The 14927-nt window shown below is 60.5% G+C and carries 17 protein-coding genes; 6 read left to right on the top strand and 11 right to left on the bottom strand.

What is annotated here, in order from left to right:
- Positions 1 to 91 precede the first annotated feature (91 nt).
- Positions 92 to 2422, top strand: coding sequence for a DNA translocase FtsK (locus FHX09_RS03225; RefSeq protein ID WP_132594070.1), 2331 nt, complete (start codon positions 92 to 94; stop codon positions 2420 to 2422).
- A gap of 404 nt (positions 2423 to 2826) precedes the next feature.
- On the opposite strand, the gene FHX09_RS03220 is transcribed toward FHX09_RS03225, so the two are convergent.
- Genes FHX09_RS03220 through FHX09_RS03205 form a run of 4 tightly spaced genes read right to left on the bottom strand, consistent with a single transcriptional unit; the run spans position 2827 to position 5839 of the window.
- Positions 2827 to 3372, bottom strand: a complete 546-nt coding sequence (locus tag FHX09_RS03220; RefSeq protein WP_132589487.1) for a GrpB family protein — start codon at positions 3370 to 3372, stop codon at positions 2827 to 2829.
- Between the two features lie 22 nt (positions 3373 to 3394).
- Entirely contained in the window at positions 3395 to 3994 is a 600-nt protein-coding gene (gene phnN / locus FHX09_RS03215) for a phosphonate metabolism protein/1,5-bisphosphokinase (PRPP-forming) PhnN (protein ID WP_132589485.1), read from the bottom strand.
- Positions 3991 to 5130 (bottom strand): alpha-D-ribose 1-methylphosphonate 5-triphosphate diphosphatase, encoded by a 1140-nt coding sequence (locus FHX09_RS03210; protein WP_132589483.1) that lies wholly within the window; start codon positions 5128 to 5130, stop codon positions 3991 to 3993. The genes phnN and FHX09_RS03210 overlap by 4 nt, the downstream gene beginning before the upstream one ends.
- A gap of 13 nt (positions 5131 to 5143) precedes the next feature.
- Complete coding sequence (locus FHX09_RS03205; protein WP_132589481.1) at positions 5144 to 5839, bottom strand: DUF1045 domain-containing protein; 696 nt, start codon at positions 5837 to 5839, stop codon at positions 5144 to 5146.
- A gap of 215 nt (positions 5840 to 6054) precedes the next feature.
- Here FHX09_RS03205 and FHX09_RS03200 point away from each other — a divergent pair, with 215 nt between their 5' ends.
- A complete protein-coding gene (locus FHX09_RS03200; protein ID WP_132589479.1) occupies positions 6055 to 6504 on the top strand; it encodes a hypothetical protein in 450 nt (149 codons plus the stop codon).
- On the opposite strand, the gene FHX09_RS03195 is transcribed toward FHX09_RS03200, so the two are convergent.
- The gene (locus FHX09_RS03195) at positions 6505 to 7281 is read right to left on the bottom strand and encodes an IS1595 family transposase (RefSeq protein WP_132589477.1); all 777 of its coding nucleotides are present in this window, start codon (positions 7279 to 7281) and stop codon (positions 6505 to 6507) included.
- A gap of 338 nt (positions 7282 to 7619) precedes the next feature.
- On the opposite strand from FHX09_RS03195, the gene FHX09_RS03185 reads away from it, so the two are divergent.
- The 3 genes from FHX09_RS03185 (at position 7620) to FHX09_RS03175 (ending at position 8621) form a co-directional block, all read left to right on the top strand.
- The gene (locus tag FHX09_RS03185; RefSeq protein ID WP_132589475.1) at positions 7620 to 7865 is read left to right on the top strand and encodes a hypothetical protein; all 246 of its coding nucleotides are present in this window, start codon (positions 7620 to 7622) and stop codon (positions 7863 to 7865) included.
- Between the two features lie 86 nt (positions 7866 to 7951).
- Positions 7952 to 8335, top strand: coding sequence for a type II toxin-antitoxin system RelE/ParE family toxin (locus tag FHX09_RS03180; protein WP_281040952.1), 384 nt, complete (start codon positions 7952 to 7954; stop codon positions 8333 to 8335).
- Entirely contained in the window at positions 8319 to 8621 is a 303-nt protein-coding gene (locus FHX09_RS03175) for a DNA-binding transcriptional regulator (RefSeq protein WP_112507876.1), read from the top strand. Before FHX09_RS03180 ends, FHX09_RS03175 begins: the two co-directional genes overlap by 17 nt.
- Before the next feature lie 117 nt (positions 8622 to 8738).
- On the opposite strand, the gene phnE (FHX09_RS03170) is transcribed toward FHX09_RS03175, so the two are convergent.
- The 4 genes from phnE (FHX09_RS03170) to phnC form a co-directional block, all read right to left on the bottom strand.
- Entirely contained in the window at positions 8739 to 10079 is a 1341-nt protein-coding gene (phnE, locus tag FHX09_RS03170; protein ID WP_132589471.1) for a phosphonate ABC transporter, permease protein PhnE, read from the bottom strand.
- A gap of 8 nt (positions 10080 to 10087) precedes the next feature.
- Positions 10088 to 11059, bottom strand: coding sequence for a phosphonate ABC transporter, permease protein PhnE (gene phnE / locus FHX09_RS03165; protein ID WP_132589469.1), 972 nt, complete (start codon positions 11057 to 11059; stop codon positions 10088 to 10090).
- A gap of 69 nt (positions 11060 to 11128) precedes the next feature.
- A complete protein-coding gene (gene phnD / locus FHX09_RS03160; protein WP_007798548.1) occupies positions 11129 to 12034 on the bottom strand; it encodes a phosphonate ABC transporter substrate-binding protein in 906 nt (301 codons plus the stop codon).
- Positions 12035 to 12124: 90 nt separating this feature from the next.
- Positions 12125 to 12970 carry a phosphonate ABC transporter ATP-binding protein gene (gene phnC / locus FHX09_RS03155; RefSeq protein WP_183722367.1) on the bottom strand — a complete coding sequence of 282 codons (846 nt, stop codon included), beginning with the start codon at positions 12968 to 12970 and terminating at the stop codon, positions 12125 to 12127.
- Between the two features lie 276 nt (positions 12971 to 13246).
- On the opposite strand from phnC, the gene FHX09_RS03150 reads away from it, so the two are divergent.
- Positions 13247 to 13459 (top strand): hypothetical protein, encoded by a 213-nt coding sequence (locus FHX09_RS03150; RefSeq protein ID WP_132589465.1) that lies wholly within the window; start codon positions 13247 to 13249, stop codon positions 13457 to 13459.
- An 88-nt stretch (positions 13460 to 13547) separates the two neighbouring features.
- On the opposite strand, the gene FHX09_RS03145 is transcribed toward FHX09_RS03150, so the two are convergent.
- Both FHX09_RS03145 and phnL read right to left on the bottom strand, forming a co-directional pair.
- Positions 13548 to 14162: a DapH/DapD/GlmU-related protein gene (locus FHX09_RS03145; RefSeq protein ID WP_007798538.1), complete on the bottom strand. Its 615-nt coding sequence runs from the start codon at positions 14160 to 14162 to the stop codon at positions 13548 to 13550.
- Positions 14159 to 14869, bottom strand: coding sequence for a phosphonate C-P lyase system protein PhnL (gene phnL, locus FHX09_RS03140; protein WP_132589463.1), 711 nt, complete (start codon positions 14867 to 14869; stop codon positions 14159 to 14161). Before phnL ends, FHX09_RS03145 begins: the two co-directional genes overlap by 4 nt.
- Positions 14870 to 14927 lie beyond the last annotated feature (58 nt).

Below are 14927 nucleotides of genomic sequence, written 5' to 3'. Positions count from 1 at the left end.
AGTGACGGTGCGGATGGAAGGAACTTATTAACCTTCATTTCCTAATTCGAGAGCGGGTATTAGTTGCTAATCATGAGTGAGTAGCGGTCGTATGCGCTTTCCTAGAACCAATCTGACAGGGGCCGAGGAGATTTCCGCGGAAGTCGAAGGTGAACAGCTGCAGGAACACGCCGGCGAGAAGCCTACGGCACCGATCTGGCAGAGCAATTTTTCACTGGCTCCGAATGTGCGGTTTACCCGCACGCCCGAGAATCTGATCAATCCGAAACGCGTGCCGGCGCCACCTCTTGCGCTGCAGGAACGCGTTGCGGCAGAAATCGGCGTGAGCGTGGAGCCGCCGGCGTCTGTTGTCGCCAACGGTCCGCTCGAGGGCTATGAAGCCGAGATCCCGCCTGTGATCGAAGTGCAGCCGACCGCGGCCGTATCGCCGGTGAGTTCGGTCGAGCCTGAAACCCACACCATTGTCCGCGCATCCACTGAACTGGCGTCCATCTCGGACTTCGCGTTCTGGGAAGTCATGGCCTTCGAGGAAGCGGCCGCCGAACCGATCCTGCTGCCCCCGGTTGTTTCCCTGCCAAAGGCCGAGGTCAGCCCAGAATCGATCATCAGCCGGTTCCGTGTCATGGAGTGGCGGCCAGCTCGGCAACAGCCGGCAATTGCCGTTGCTCCCATGCCTGAGCCTGTCGCTCCGCCTCCCGTCGCACCGGCTCCTGGTTTGACGCTCACCCGCGCAACTCAAAGCCCGGCAGAGGCCGAGCAGAGTCGTATGGAAGAAGCGGTCGTCCAGCCGAAAACGCCGCCGATCGCCCCGTTGCCGGTCCGCACGCAGGCACCGCAACCGCTCGCGCCGGCACCGCGCTTTGCCGCGCCGAAGATCGTGCCCTCGAGGGTCGATGCCTCGGGCTACGAATTCCCGTCGCATTCGCTGCTGCAGGAGCCGCCGGAACGTGTTGGCGAGATCATGTCGCAGGAGACGCTGGAGCAGAATGCCGGCCTCCTCGAAAGCGTGCTCGAGGATTTTGGCATCAAGGGCGAGATCATCCATGTCCGCCCCGGCCCCGTCGTCACACTTTACGAGTTCGAACCGGCACCGGGCGTCAAGTCCTCGCGCGTCATCGGCCTGGCCGACGATATCGCCCGCTCGATGTCAGCGCTGTCGGCGCGTGTTGCCGTGGTTCCCGGCCGCAACGTCATCGGCATCGAACTGCCGAACGCGCTGCGCGAAACCGTCTACTTCCGCGAGATGATCGAAAGCCAAGACTTCGAGAAGAGCGGCTACAAGCTGGCGCTCGGCCTCGGCAAGACGATCGGCGGCGAGCCGGTCATCGCGGAGCTCGCGAAGATGCCACATTTGCTCGTCGCCGGCACCACCGGTTCGGGCAAGTCGGTTGCCATCAACACGATGATCCTGTCGCTGCTCTACCGGATGTCGCCGGAACAGTGCCGCCTGATCATGGTTGATCCCAAGATGCTGGAACTTTCCGTCTATGACGGCATTCCGCATCTTTTGACGCCCGTTGTCACCGACCCCAAGAAGGCCGTGATGGCTCTAAAGTGGGCGGTGCGCGAGATGGAGGATCGCTATCGCAAGATGTCGCGCCTCGGCGTGCGCAATATCGACGGCTACAACAACCGCGTGGCGCAGGCGCGCGACAAGGGCGAGATCATCCATGTCATGGTCCAGACCGGCTTCGACAGAAGCACCGGCGCGCCGATCGAAGAACAACAGGAAATGGACCTGACGCCGATGCCATACATCGTCGTCATCGTCGACGAGATGGCCGACCTTATGATGGTCGCCGGCAAGGACATCGAAGGGGCGATCCAGCGCCTCGCGCAAATGGCGCGTGCGGCTGGCATCCACCTGATCATGGCGACGCAGCGCCCTTCGGTCGACGTCATCACCGGGACCATCAAGGCAAACTTCCCGACCCGTATCTCCTTCCAAGTGACGTCGAAGATCGACAGCCGCACCATCCTTGGAGAGCAAGGCGCCGAACAACTGCTCGGCCAGGGCGACATGCTGCACATGCAGGGCGGCGGGCGGATCTCGCGCGTACACGGGCCGTTCGTTTCGGATGCCGAAGTGGAGAAGGTCGTCGCGCACCTGAAGACGCAGGGGCGGCCGGAATATCTCGACACCGTGACGGCCGACGAAGAGGAAGATGCCGAGGAAGAGGATAGCGCCGTCTTCGACAAGGGCGACATGGCCGCCGAGGACGGGAACGACCTCTACGACAAGGCCGTCAAGGTGGTGCTGCGCGACAAGAAGTGTTCGACCTCCTACATCCAGCGCCGTCTCGGCATCGGCTACAACCGTGCGGCTTCGCTCGTCGAGCGCATGGAGAAGGAAGGTCTCGTCGGCCCGGCAAACCATGTCGGCAAGCGCGAGATCGTGGCTGGACGCGGCGAGAGCGAATGATCGCTATATCTGCGGCGACCCGTAGACGGCTGCCGTAGACAACGCCCCTCCACGCGGAGGGGGCTTCGCGACGGAATAGCCTAGCTGGGAAATGGGCGGGCGGTGGTCTTGGTATTTGTGTATTGTCAGGCGCCACAGCCTGCCCGATCGCATCAAAGGGTTTCGAGATCTTCCAGGCCAACAGGAGCGTCTCTTGACCCTTCCGTTCCGGAGGAGCGGAGACCCTGACGGTCTCTGATCCACCTTTTGCAACCATTGCCGAACGCCGGACTTTCGACCAGTTTTGTCAGATCCGCTTCGCGACCAGGCTCCCTGTCCAATGACGCCATCCGTATACGGCGGGCCGTTGATGCGGGATCGGCGTAGAAGAACGGCTCGTTCAATTCGTTGAAAGTCCTCAGGAATTATTTCTCCGCGCACGAAAACGATCGGCGCGGAGACCGTTCAGCCTCAATGGCCGCGAGCCGTAGCGTCTCGGCGACGAAATCGCTCTTGCCGCCGGTGTAGATATCCCAATCGCCGTTGGCCTCGGCGGCAAGGTGACGCTTCAGCGCCTGATACTCGTTTGCTCTTTGCGGGTGAGCGCGCAGATAGTCGCGGAACAGGATGCGGTCGCGGTGGGCCGGATTTTCAGGTGTGCAGAGATAGAGGCGCAAGCCATAGCCGTCATGATCGCGCGTGAAAGGCCAGCGGCCTTCGCCGTAGGGATCGCCATGATCCTGAAAACCGGCGGAGGGAAGCAAGGCGCCGACGGCAGCCAACGCAGCTTCGTCCACGAGCACGGCATCAAGATCGATCTTGGGCTTAGCCGCTAGTCCGGCGACCGCCGTGCTGCCGATATGCTCGATTGCAAGAATGCGATCCGCCGCCAGCGCCAGCAGCTCACACCTTGCGGCGTCGAAGAGAGCGGGCCATGCCGGATCGTAGTCGAGAACCCTGATCGGCCGCATGCCCCCTCCGTGTCAGCCGATCCTAGGCCACTTCCGTGAGGAAGCCGTTCAGCGCATCCACGATCCTGCGCTCGCCTTCTTCCAGCGAGCCGCTGTTGTCGAGGTCGGTCACGTCGTAGTCGCCGCGCACGGTGAGTGAACCGCGAGCAAGACGCGCCATGATGTCTTCGTGCGTCTCGCGGCCGCGCGCTTCCAGACGGCTGGCCAGCACCTCGGCAGTCGCCGTTACATTGATGACCTTGAGCCGCGGGAAGACCGCCTTGAAATGGTGAAGCGCCGAACGGGAGCCATTGGCGATGACCAGATTCCCTTGTGCGAGCGAGACCGACACCTCGGCTGGAATGCCATATTTCAGGCCGTGTGCTTCCCACCAAACGGCAAAGCTTCCGGCCTGTTCCATCGACGCAAAGCCCTGGTCCGACACGGCGAGATGCTGCTCGCCGCCAGCATGGGTGTGGCGGGTGATGACGCGGCGGACGAAATGCACCTCAGGACGGCCCTGGAAGTGCTTGGCGGCCAGCGCCATCAGCGTGTCCTTGCCGGCGCCGCTCGGGCCGACGACCACGACCATGATGCCGCGTTCGGTGCCCGGAACGATGTGCGGTTCGTGCGACGGGTTCATGCGACACGGCGCCCTTCGCGCCAAACAGAGCGGCTAACCGGCACGCCGTGGTCGCGGAACACGCGGACGAGATCGGCGCGCAGGCCGGGAGCGATGCGACCGCGGTCATCGAGGCTGACGGTGCGGGCAGGCGTCGCGGTGACCATGGCGATCGCTTTCGGCAGCGAGATACTCTCGACTTCGTCGGCAATCAGGAAGGGAGCGTAGAGGAGGCTGAGCGGGACGTAATCGGAGGACAGTACATCGAGAACGCCGCGTTCGGCGAGATCGCGGGCAGCAATGTTGCCGGAATGCGACTTGCCGCGCACGATGTTCGGGGCGCCCATCAGCACGCTCATGCCATGCTCGTGCGACGCCTTGGCTGCGTCGAAGCTGGTCGGGAATTCGGCCAGGCGAACGCCATTTTCGATGGCTTCGTCGACATGGGCGAGCGTTGCGTCGTCATGACTGGCGACGGTAATGCCGCGCTCAGCGCAGACCTTGGAAATGGCCACGCGGTGCGGCGTCGAGTTGCGCTCGGATTCCGACACGCGGCGATCGATGAACTCGGCAAACTCGGCATCGGTCAGGCCGCGCTTCTTCTGGTAATAGAAGATGTACTGATCCATCGTCTGGAACTGGCGCTGGCCGGGAGCGTGATCCATCAGCGAGACGAGACGGACATAGGGATCGTTCTCGAAATCGGCGAAATGCTGCAGAACGTTGTCAGCAGAGACCTCGCAGCGCAGGTGTAGCAGGTGTTCGGCACGCAGGCGGCCTTCCTGCTCGGCCTTCTGGATGGCGTCGGCCATCTCGCGCATCTCGCCATGCTCGAAGCCGCCGTCTTCGTCGGCGCCCATACGGAGGCAATCGAAGACCGTGGTGATGCCTGATGTGACGATCTGTGCGTCATGCGCCTGGATCGCCGCCGTCTTGTGCCAGCGCAGGCCCGGGCGCGGCGAATAGTGGCCTTCGAGATGGTCGGTGTGGAGTTCGACGAGACCCGGGATCAAATAGTCGCCTTCGAAATCCTCGCCGACATGGGAGCTGCCTGTCGAGATATCGGCGATCTTGCCGTCGCGGACGAGGACCGATCCTTCGATGATTTCATCCTCGAGGACAATGCGGGCGTTGGAGAAGACGGTTTCTGTGGTCATCGACTATGGTCTCTCAGTTTTTCGCGCCGGCAAGCGGCCACCAGGAATGGGCTGTAAACGGCGCACCACGCGCCTCCTCAACGAAAACGGCAAGGCCGCCAATTGGGAGCGGCCGGCCGGTAAAAGCGGCGAAACGCTCCGCCAGAATGGCCTTCATTATGCCAGCACGCTCCTGCGGCACCTGGCCGGTCAGCGTCATGTGGAACTCGAAGTCATCCATCACATAGGGATAACCCCAGCGCAACAGATTGGCCCTCTGGCTCTCGCTCAGTTTCTCCGGATTTCGGCGTGCGATATCGGCATCCGACAACGCGGCGCGAAACGGTTCGAAGGATTTTACCACCGTGGCTGCGAAATCCTGAAGCGGCGGATGCAGAAAGGCGGGTACCAGCGCAAAGAATTTGCCCAGTTGTCCAAGCACCAGCTCGGGAATCTCGAAGGCGGGCGTACGGGCGGCGAAATCCTCGACAACCTGGAGGAGGTCCTTCTCAGTGACGGAGGCGGCCAGATGGAACGGTGCCTTGATCGTCGCGTGGAAGGCATAGCGGCGAGGCTCGGCGGTCAGCTCAAACTGCTCGGCGGCCGGCAGGTTCGGATGATCGGGAGCCAGATAGGTTTCGCCGGTGAAGGCATCGCGGCCGAGCCAGAGCGCGGCCGTGCCGTTCAAAGGGTCATCCTTCGGCGGCGTAAAATAGAGTGCGTAGCGCAAGGCTCGTATCCTGGGAATCGTTCGGAATGCGGATTGCAGTCTTCAGTGATTTGACCGCCGCCGCAAGCTGGCTTCCGGCTAAAAGATTTCCGTGACAGAATGATGATGATCCCGAACGATCCTGCGCTTTTTTGCGCAATTATGTAGGACTTGCCACCAGACTCTCATTCCATGACCAGATAGTCTGAAAGCGTAGCTTTTAGAGGGTGTTACGGATGCAGGTGGTAGAGGAGCTGAAGACGAAGCGGGAAGAGCTGGAGGCCAAGATCGATACCCTTCGCGGCGAGATCGCGGTCCTTGAGCAGCGAGCCGCGTTCGACACCGTGCTGAAGGTTTACGACGAGCGCTATCGTCCCGACGGCGCTGCTCGCATCCGTTCGAGAAAGCCTGCGAAGGTGCCTGCAAGCGCAGTGACACCATTGCTCAAGGATCTCGACAAGCGCGGAGCCCTTCTGCGCATCCTGAGGGATGCAGAGGCTCCGGTTTCGATGGCAGACTGCGCAAAGCAGGTGGCGCTGCAGATCGGCCTGACCGAAGATGATCCGCGGCTCGGCCAGATTGGCAACGTCCTGTCGCGAGACCTCGACAAGCTCGTCAAGGACGGCCGGGCGCGGTATGCGGGCGTCGCCGACGGCCAGCGTCGCCTTTGGGAGTGCGCCGCCTGATCATGCCCTGTCCGGACTGACACCGTGCTCCCAGACGAGATCGGGCGGTTTGTTGCCCTCCCAGTAGCCACACAGATTGCGCGATGTCTTCCTCGACAATGCGAAATGCCCCATGCTCCACATCTGCGTGCCGTTATCGACCCGGCGATTGTCCTCGCGCCAGGCGATTTCCGCCGCATACCAGTCGAGATACTTCACCGAGAAGCGGTGGTGGATGCCGACATAGGCCCGCTGGATGCGGGAGAAGAAGCTTTCGACGTGATTGGTGTTCACGCCGTCCTTGGTCTCGTATTCCCTGCTGTGGTTTACGCGCTTGAGTTCCTGCAGCCCCTGGAGGTCGTCATAGCTGAAGTGCTCGTCGGCATGGATCGTCGACCCCTTGCGGACGTGCTTCCTCGCGAACTCCCACGCCTCGTTGCTGTCCTCGGTTCGAATGACGCGAGTGAGGGTGCGTTCTCGCCCGAAGAGCGTCTTCTCGCGCATGGCAAGAATCGTCATCCGTTTGAGATTCTGATACTTTTTCCTTCGCCGATCGATCCGGTCCTCCTTCCGGTTTTTCTGCTTGATGTGCCCCCCAGCATACTTTCCGTCGATGTGGATCTCGCCTTCGAGAACGATGTCTTCGCGCCTGGTGGCGATCGCCTCGCGCATCTTCATCAGGAACACCCAGGCGGTCTTGTACTGGCAACCGAGTTCGCGGGAGAGCTGGAGGGCGCTCTTGCCCTTCACGCTGTTCACGGACAGCCACAGTCCCGTCAGAATGTCGCGAAAGGACATCTTCCGGAAGGCGAAGACTGTCTTCGAGGTGACCGAAAATTCGCGGCGGCACTTCTGGCATTTGAAGCACTGGCGACGGATCGGATAGCAGCGCTCGTGTCCGCAGTTGATGCAGATCGGACGGCCACCAGTCTCCGGCCAGCGGATCAGGCAGAACGTCTTGAAGGCGTCTTCCTCGGTGACGTTGCGGAGGGTCTTAAGCGTGAAGGTCCGGCAGTGTGGCGAAAGGAGGAAGTGCTGGTTGCCCCAATATTTCTACCCTCCGGAGGACCTCCAGGTCATCGGAGCTGAAGGAAATTCCGGATACGGCAGGCACGTTGATATTGTTGGGATCTTCCATGTTCAGAGCCTTCATCAAGGACAATACGAGAACGTTCGCCGATCAGGCGCTGGGTTGTCGCAGCTCTATTCGTATCAATCTGAACATGGCGCGTTCGTACCATATCGCGTTGTCAGAGTCGATCGGCTTCGGAGAGGGGGCGCGCGAGAACGACCCTGCTGTAATGGCCGTAATGCTTCAACCGTCGGCATGGATTGAAAATGTTCAAGGAATATTTATGTTTGGCGACAAATATCAACCATAGGTTGCGGTTGTCGATGCCGTTCCGGGTTCGAGATTTTTCAAAATCTCGCTTGCTCTCTGTATCACGGAGTAATATATAAATTGCCAGTGAGAGTTTTGAAGGATTTGGAGTTCGAGGACTGGGCCGGAGAGTACAACGTGACGGATGCCATGTTGTGTGATGCCGCGAAGGAGATCGAAGCTGGATTGGTCGATGCCAGATTGGGCGGCTTTCTTCTCAAGAAGCGAGTGGCAGCACCAGGGCGTGGCAAGCGTGGAAGCTATCGGACTATCGTTGGCCATCGTCAGGGCGACAGGCTTATTTTCGTCCACGGCTTCGCCAAGAACGAGACTGACAATATCACGAAGAAGGAAAAGGAAGCCCTTCGAAAGCTATGTGATGTCTACATGCTCGCTGACGACAAAAAGCTCGCTGAGATGATTGAAATGAAACAGATACTGGAGATTCAGTGCCATGAGCAGAATTCTTAAGAACGTTCATAAGTCTGCTGCGCGACTGCACGAAGCCGGCTTTGTGGATGATGTGACGATGCGGGAGTTCGACGCTCTCTGCCTTCCTCCTCTTCGTGACTATACGCCCGAGGAGATCAAGAAAATCCGGAACTCAAACAAGGTCAGCCAGGCCGTGTTTGCTCAGTTCATCAACGTTAAGAAGATCACGGTTGCCGCATGGGAGCAGGGAACGAAGAAACCCAGCAGCACGGCCATCAAGATCCTTGATATTGTTGAACGAAAGGGGCTGGAAGTGCTGCGATAGCAGCTTGCTTCCAGTAAGGAAGGATTTGCCCGCCCTGCGCGGGCATTTTCATTTCAAGCGACCTGATCTCAATGCCGCATTTGGCTTGGTGGTTGTTCCTACATAATTGCGCTTTTTTCAGTGTGCCTTGGTGCCCATCAACCGATGGCGCAGCGCGTTCGAGGCCATGTCGAACAGGAAAACGACGATGAGGATCAACAGCACCATATAGGCGACATTTTCCCAGTTGGCGTTGGTACGCATCGCCTCCCAAAGCTTGAGGCCGATACCGCCGGCGCCGACCGCGCCGATGATGGTGGCGCCACGGACGTTCGATTCCCACTGGTAGAGCGTCTGGCTGACGAAAACCGGAACGATCTGTGGGATGATGCCGTAGCGATGCGTGAGCACGGTGGAAGCACCGGTCGATTTGATGCCTTCGCGCGGCTTGTTGTCGACGTTCTCCAGGCCTTCGGAATACAGCTTGCCGAGCGTGCCGGTTTCCGTGAGGAAAATCGCGCCGGAGCCGGCCAGGGGACCCGGGCCGAAGGCGCGGGTCAGGAAGAGCGCCCAGATCAGCATGTCGACCGACCGCAGGAAGTCAAAGAAGCGCTTCAGGACCTGGTTCAGTACCTTGTTCGGGGTGATATTGCGCGCAGCCAGAAACGCTAGCGGGAAAGCGAGCAACGCGCCGAGCAGCGTTCCCAGGAAGGCCATCACGATGGTCTGGAACAGCTTGGTCCAGACGTCGCCGTGCTGCCAGGCGCTGTTATGCCAGATATTGTCGAAGGCAAGCGACAGGTTGGACTGGCCGGGCTTCAGTTCCGGTCCCGAAACGATCAGGCTCAGCACCTCGCCCACCGGCTTGTCAAAGAAGGGGGACTGGGTGTCGAAGACGAAATTCGCCCAGCCGAGGAATCGCTTGCGGACCTTCACGCGATCGACCGAGATACTGACGTCACCGGCAAAGCCGAGATCGGCCAGGACGTTGTCGTCATAGACCGTCATCCAGCTCGGCACAGGGCCGATGACCTTCGGCGCGCCGCTGGAGACTTCCACCGGGACGCTGATGCCGCGGGCGGTGACGACCGTCTCCGTCTTGGAGACCGTGACCGTGCGGCCCCTGTCACTGACCGACACGGTGACGCTGCCATCCGGATTGTTGATGACCCAGTCTGGATGCGGGTTGTCGCCAAGCGGCGAGAAGCGCGGATATTTGATCGTGATGCCGTCATCGCCGACGCGCAATTCGGGCTGTACATCATAGCTTACCCACTGGCTGAGATAGAGGCCGACGCGCTCCCAATGGGCATCGGCCAGCAGCTTCGGCAAGTCGAAGAACCAGGTTGCGTAAAGCGCATAGACAAGCGTCGCGATCACGATCATCAGGCCGCCGAAGCGCTGCTGGAAGGAACGTTTGAAATATTCCGGGTAGCGCTGCTCGATCTCGTGCATCCGGTTGGCGTCGATCACCGTCATGGCGGACCTCAATGCTGCAGAAGGAAGGCGTGCTCGCCGACGAGGCGGCGGCGCAGCCATGCGGAGAACTGGTCGACCGCAACGATGGTGATGAAAAGCAGGAGAACGAGCGCCATCGTCTTGGCGCCGAAACCGCGCGAGATGGAGAGCTTCAGCTCCTCGCCGATGCCGCCGCCGCCGACCGCACCGATGATGGTGGAGGCACGAACGTTGATCTCAAGGCGCAGCAGTGCGTAGGAGACGAAGTTCGGCATGACCTGCGGCATGGCGGCGAAACGCACGCGCTCCGACCAGCTGGCGCCCACGGCCTTCATGCCCTCGTCGGGCTTCATGTCGATGTTTTCGACGACTTCGTAGAAGAGTTTGCCGAGCGCACCGATGGTGTGCAGGCTGACGGCGATGATGGCGGCAACTGGACCGATCGACAGGATGGCTGAAAACAGGCCGGCGATGACGATCTCGGGGAAGGCGCGGAGGAGTTCGGTCAGACGCTTGGCGACGATGCGCGGCGGATTGGACGGCGCCAGATTGCGGGCCACGAGAAAGCTCAGCGGCACGGCGAAGATGAAGCCGATGATCGTCGAAACGAGCGCGACGTTGATCGTGATGATCATCAGCTCGAAATATTCGGGGATATAGAAGCCGGCCCAGACATAGACGCGACCCTCGGCGAAATTATACTCCTCACCGGTCTTCTGGGTCGGGTTTGCGATGTCGAACAGGGCGCGCCAGACGTCATTCCAATCCTTTGGAATGAGCCAGCTCAAAAAATCGAAGAGATGCGGCAGGCGCTCGAAGAAATGGCCGGCATTACTTTCATCGGCAAAACGCACCGAGGCAACGAAGGCGGCAAACAGGATCACCAGGCCGAGGCCGGTATAGAAGCGGCGGCGGGCCACCATCTTGCTCCAGGCGTCACCGATTTCACGGGCGCTTTGCGGCGTGGCCGGCGCGTGGGCGGTGGGATCGGCAAGAGTCATGAAGGTGTCCGCTTTCTTCGCAGGAAAAAGGGCGGCCTGCAACGGCCGCCCTCCAGCTATCAGGATCGATCAACCGCCGATGGCAGCCTTACGAGCGTCGATAATGGCGTTGTAGAAGTCAGGCTGAACCTTGGTGTAGCCCTGGTAGTCGCCGCCTTCGATGGCTGCAAAGCACTTGGCATCCTTTGCCGGGAGCTTCATGAAGAAGTCGGTGAGCTTTGCCTGCCAGTCAGCACCGAGTTCGTTGCGAACAACGAGCGGACCGTTCGGGATCAGCGGCGAACGCCAGACTTCGACGAGCTTGTTCGGGTCTACCGTGCCCTTGTCGACAGCCTTGCGGAAGGTGCCGGAGGTGTAGCCGTCCTTGAAATCGCCGATGCCGGAAGAGTCGTCAACAGCGATGTCGACCTTGCCGTCGTAGGCAGCGAGAAGGTTGTTCTCGTGACCGCCGTTGAACTGCGTGGACGCGAAGTACTGGTCATTCGGCATGCCAGTGTCCTTCGGGATCTGTGTCAGCGGAATGAGATAGCCCGAGGTGGAGTCCGGATCGGCGTAGCCGAGCTTCTTGCCCTTGGCGTCCTTGATGTCCTTGATGCCCGCGGACTTCAGAGCCAGGCCGATCGAGTGGTAGCCGGTCGAGCCGTCCTTCTGGACCGTCGTGAGGATCGGGGTAACAGCCTTGTCGTTCTTGATGGCAATTGCAGCGTAACCCGAAGCGCCGAGTTCTGCAAAGTCGAGCGTGCCGCCGAGCAGACCCTGGATAACGCCGTCATAATCAGCAGCCGGGAAGAGCGAAACCTTCTCGAAGCCGAACTCGGTCTTCAGGTGATCGGCCAGGCAAGCGTAGTTGCGCAGGCGGTCGGTTTCGTTCTCGCCACCGAGAATGCCCACGCGGAATTCCTTGAGGTCTGCAGCATGCGAGATGCCGGCAAGCGCAAACAGCGCCGTCGCGGCAAAGAGTGCTTTCTTCAACATGGTACTCTCCTGATTGACCGGCGTCCCCGGCGATCTCTGGTTAAGAAGAAATGTGCCCATAACGCGGGCTTACGATCGAGGCCGCCCCTCTCAGAGACCGGCCAGCGCCAGCGATTGCAAACCGGCGGATTGTTGGGCGGCTGCAGCCGCGGGAATGTTGATCGACGTCGAGGTCATCGTCTCGTCGATGCCGGCACCATCCTTGTCGGTGCCGTAGATCTGCTTGACGGCATCGGCCGTCAGCTCGGACGGCTTGCCGTCGAATACGACGCGGCCAGCGGCCATGCCGACGATACGTTCGCAGTAGTTGCGGGCGGTATCCAGCGTATGAAGGTTGGTGACGACGGTGATGCCTTCGCGCTCGTTGATGTCGCGTAGCGCGTCCATGACGATCTTGGCATTCAGCGGATCGAGCGAGGCGATCGGCTCGTCGGCAAGCACCATCTTCGGGTTCTGCATCAGGGCACGGGCAATCGCGACGCGCTGCTGCTGGCCGCCGGAAAGGGTGCCAGCCATTTGCAGTGCCGTCTGCTCGATACCGAGGCGCTCAAGAGCTGCGATCGCATGAATGCGCTCTTCGCGGGTGAAGATGCCAAGCAGGCTCATTGCGGTCGAGCGATGGTTCAGACGGCCGAGCATGACGTTGGTCAACACGTCGAGACGCGAAACGAGATTGAACTGCTGGAAGATCATGGCGCAATCACGCTGCCAGTTGCGCAGGGCCTGACCACGGAGGCTCGAGACCTCAACGCCGGCAAAATGGATCGAGCCTGACGTCGGTTCCTGCAGGCGGTTGATCATGCGCAGAAGCGTGGACTTGCCGGCGCCGGAACGGCCGATGATGCCGACCATCTGGCCCTGAGGAATGTCGAGCGTCACGGAATCGACGGCGGTCTTGTTTCCGAAACGGCGGGTGACATTCTTCAGCTCGAACATCATGCTCTTCCTCATAGTCCAAACGCGATATGAGGGAGTGCATTAGTCCCGGTTGATGAAGCTCCAATGTCAGTTTTGTGTAAGGACTGTCATAATCGAGGCTTTGGCGGCCCGCCGAAATCCGGCCAGGTCGTGTGCCGCGTAAACAACATGCAGAGAGGTCCTGCCAATCGCAGCCGGCTGGCGATTGCACACGAAGTCGGTCGTTGACAGTTGACCCGATCACCGGTCGATGGCAGGCAACTCAAGGGACATCGAGGATGCTGGAGTAAAGCGATGGATCAGACTCTCTTCAAAAGCCTGTGCAACGCCGGGAAGTTTAAGGAGGCACTCGGCCTCGCCATCCGAGGACACGAGGACGAAAAGTTCACGCCCAGCCGCTTCTCCATGGATAAAAAGACCGGATTGCCGATCTTCTACCGCGGCAACAAGCGTGTAGAGCCGGACGAGACCGGCGAATGGCAATTGGCGAAGAACCCAAATCCATAGGGTAAGGCGTGGCCTGCCGTAGGAGACCGGCCTTCGCTGACCAAAACGTCGAGGAATGGTCCCTGAGCAAACTCAGGGGCTTTTGTCACTATTCGTAGCGCGCGAGAAAATCTTCCGCGCTCAGGTTCCGGAAGTCCTGCAGGGCGATCCGCAGGCGGTCATGCTCCCAATCCCACCAGGCTAGCTTGTCCATTCGTTCGCCGACCTCTTTGGGAAAGCGTTCGCGGATCAGCTTGGTGGGGACGCCGCCGACGATTGTGTAGGGGGCGACATCCTTGGAGACGACCGCGCCGGCGCCGATGACGGCGCCGTTACCGACCTTGACGCCGGGTAGAATGGTGGCGCCGTGACCGATCCAGACGTCATGGCCGATAACGACGCGGTTGGAGCGGCGCCATTCGAAGAAATCGGTCTCCATATCGGCATCCGACCAATAGTCGGCGGCGCGATAGGTGAAGTGATGCAGCGTCGCGCGCCAGGTCGGGTGGTTGGTGGCATTGATGCGCACCGAAGCGGCGATGTTGACGAACTTGCCGATCGTCGCGCACCAGATCGCGCCATCCTGCATGACATAGGAGTAGTCGCCGAACTCGACCTCTTCGATGCGGCAGCGCTCCGAGACTTCCGTGAAGCGGCCAAAGGTGGCATTCTTCACGGAAGCGGTTTCATGAAAATAGGGCTCTAGGCCAATCTTGCGGCTCATGCGGCGATTGTCTTTCGCGGCGAGAATTTCTGGACGTCGAGAATGCGGTCGGCGACGGCCTCGCGCACTTCCTCATCGTGGAAGATGCCGAGGAGCGCGACACCCGCCTTCTTCTTTTCCTCGATCATGCCGACAACCACGGCGCGGTTTTTGGCATCGAGGGAGGCCGTCGGCTCGTCGAGCAGCAGCACCGTATGCTCGGTGATGAAGCCACGGGCGATGTTGACGCGCTGCTGCTCGCCGCCGGAGAAGGTGGCGGGCGGCAGCTGCCAGAGCGCTTCGGGCAAGTTCAGCTTCGAGAGAAGGGTTGCGGCCTTCTTCCGCGCCGTTTCCGCCTTCTCGCCGCGGGCGACCAGCGGCTCGGCGACCACGTCGATTGCCGCGACACGCGGGACGGTGCGCAGGAACTGGCTGACATAGCCGAGCGTGTGGCGGCGCACATCGATGATCGTGCGCGGGTCGGCCGTTGCCAGATCGACGATCTTGTCGTGATGCTTGATGAGGATCTGGCCGCTGTCGACGACATAGTTGCCGTAGATCATCTTGAGCAGCGAGCTCTTGCCGATGCCCGACGGGCCGCCAAGGACGACGCATTCGCCTGACGCAACGGAGAAGGACACGTCCGAAACGACCGGCAGCTTGATGCCGTCGCGCAGGTGCATGGTAAAGCTCTTGGCGACTTCAGAAACAACGAGTGGCGTTGCCATGATTTCTTTCCTTAGTTTCGCATGCCAAGGACCCCTGTAGCCGGAGTCCGAACGGCTC

The organism is Rhizobium sp. BK538 (genome assembly GCF_014197575.1).
Lineage (GTDB): Bacteria > Pseudomonadota > Alphaproteobacteria > Rhizobiales > Rhizobiaceae > Rhizobium.
Note: the sequence above shows the minus strand (reverse complement) of the source record. Positions and strands in the feature narration are given on the sequence as shown.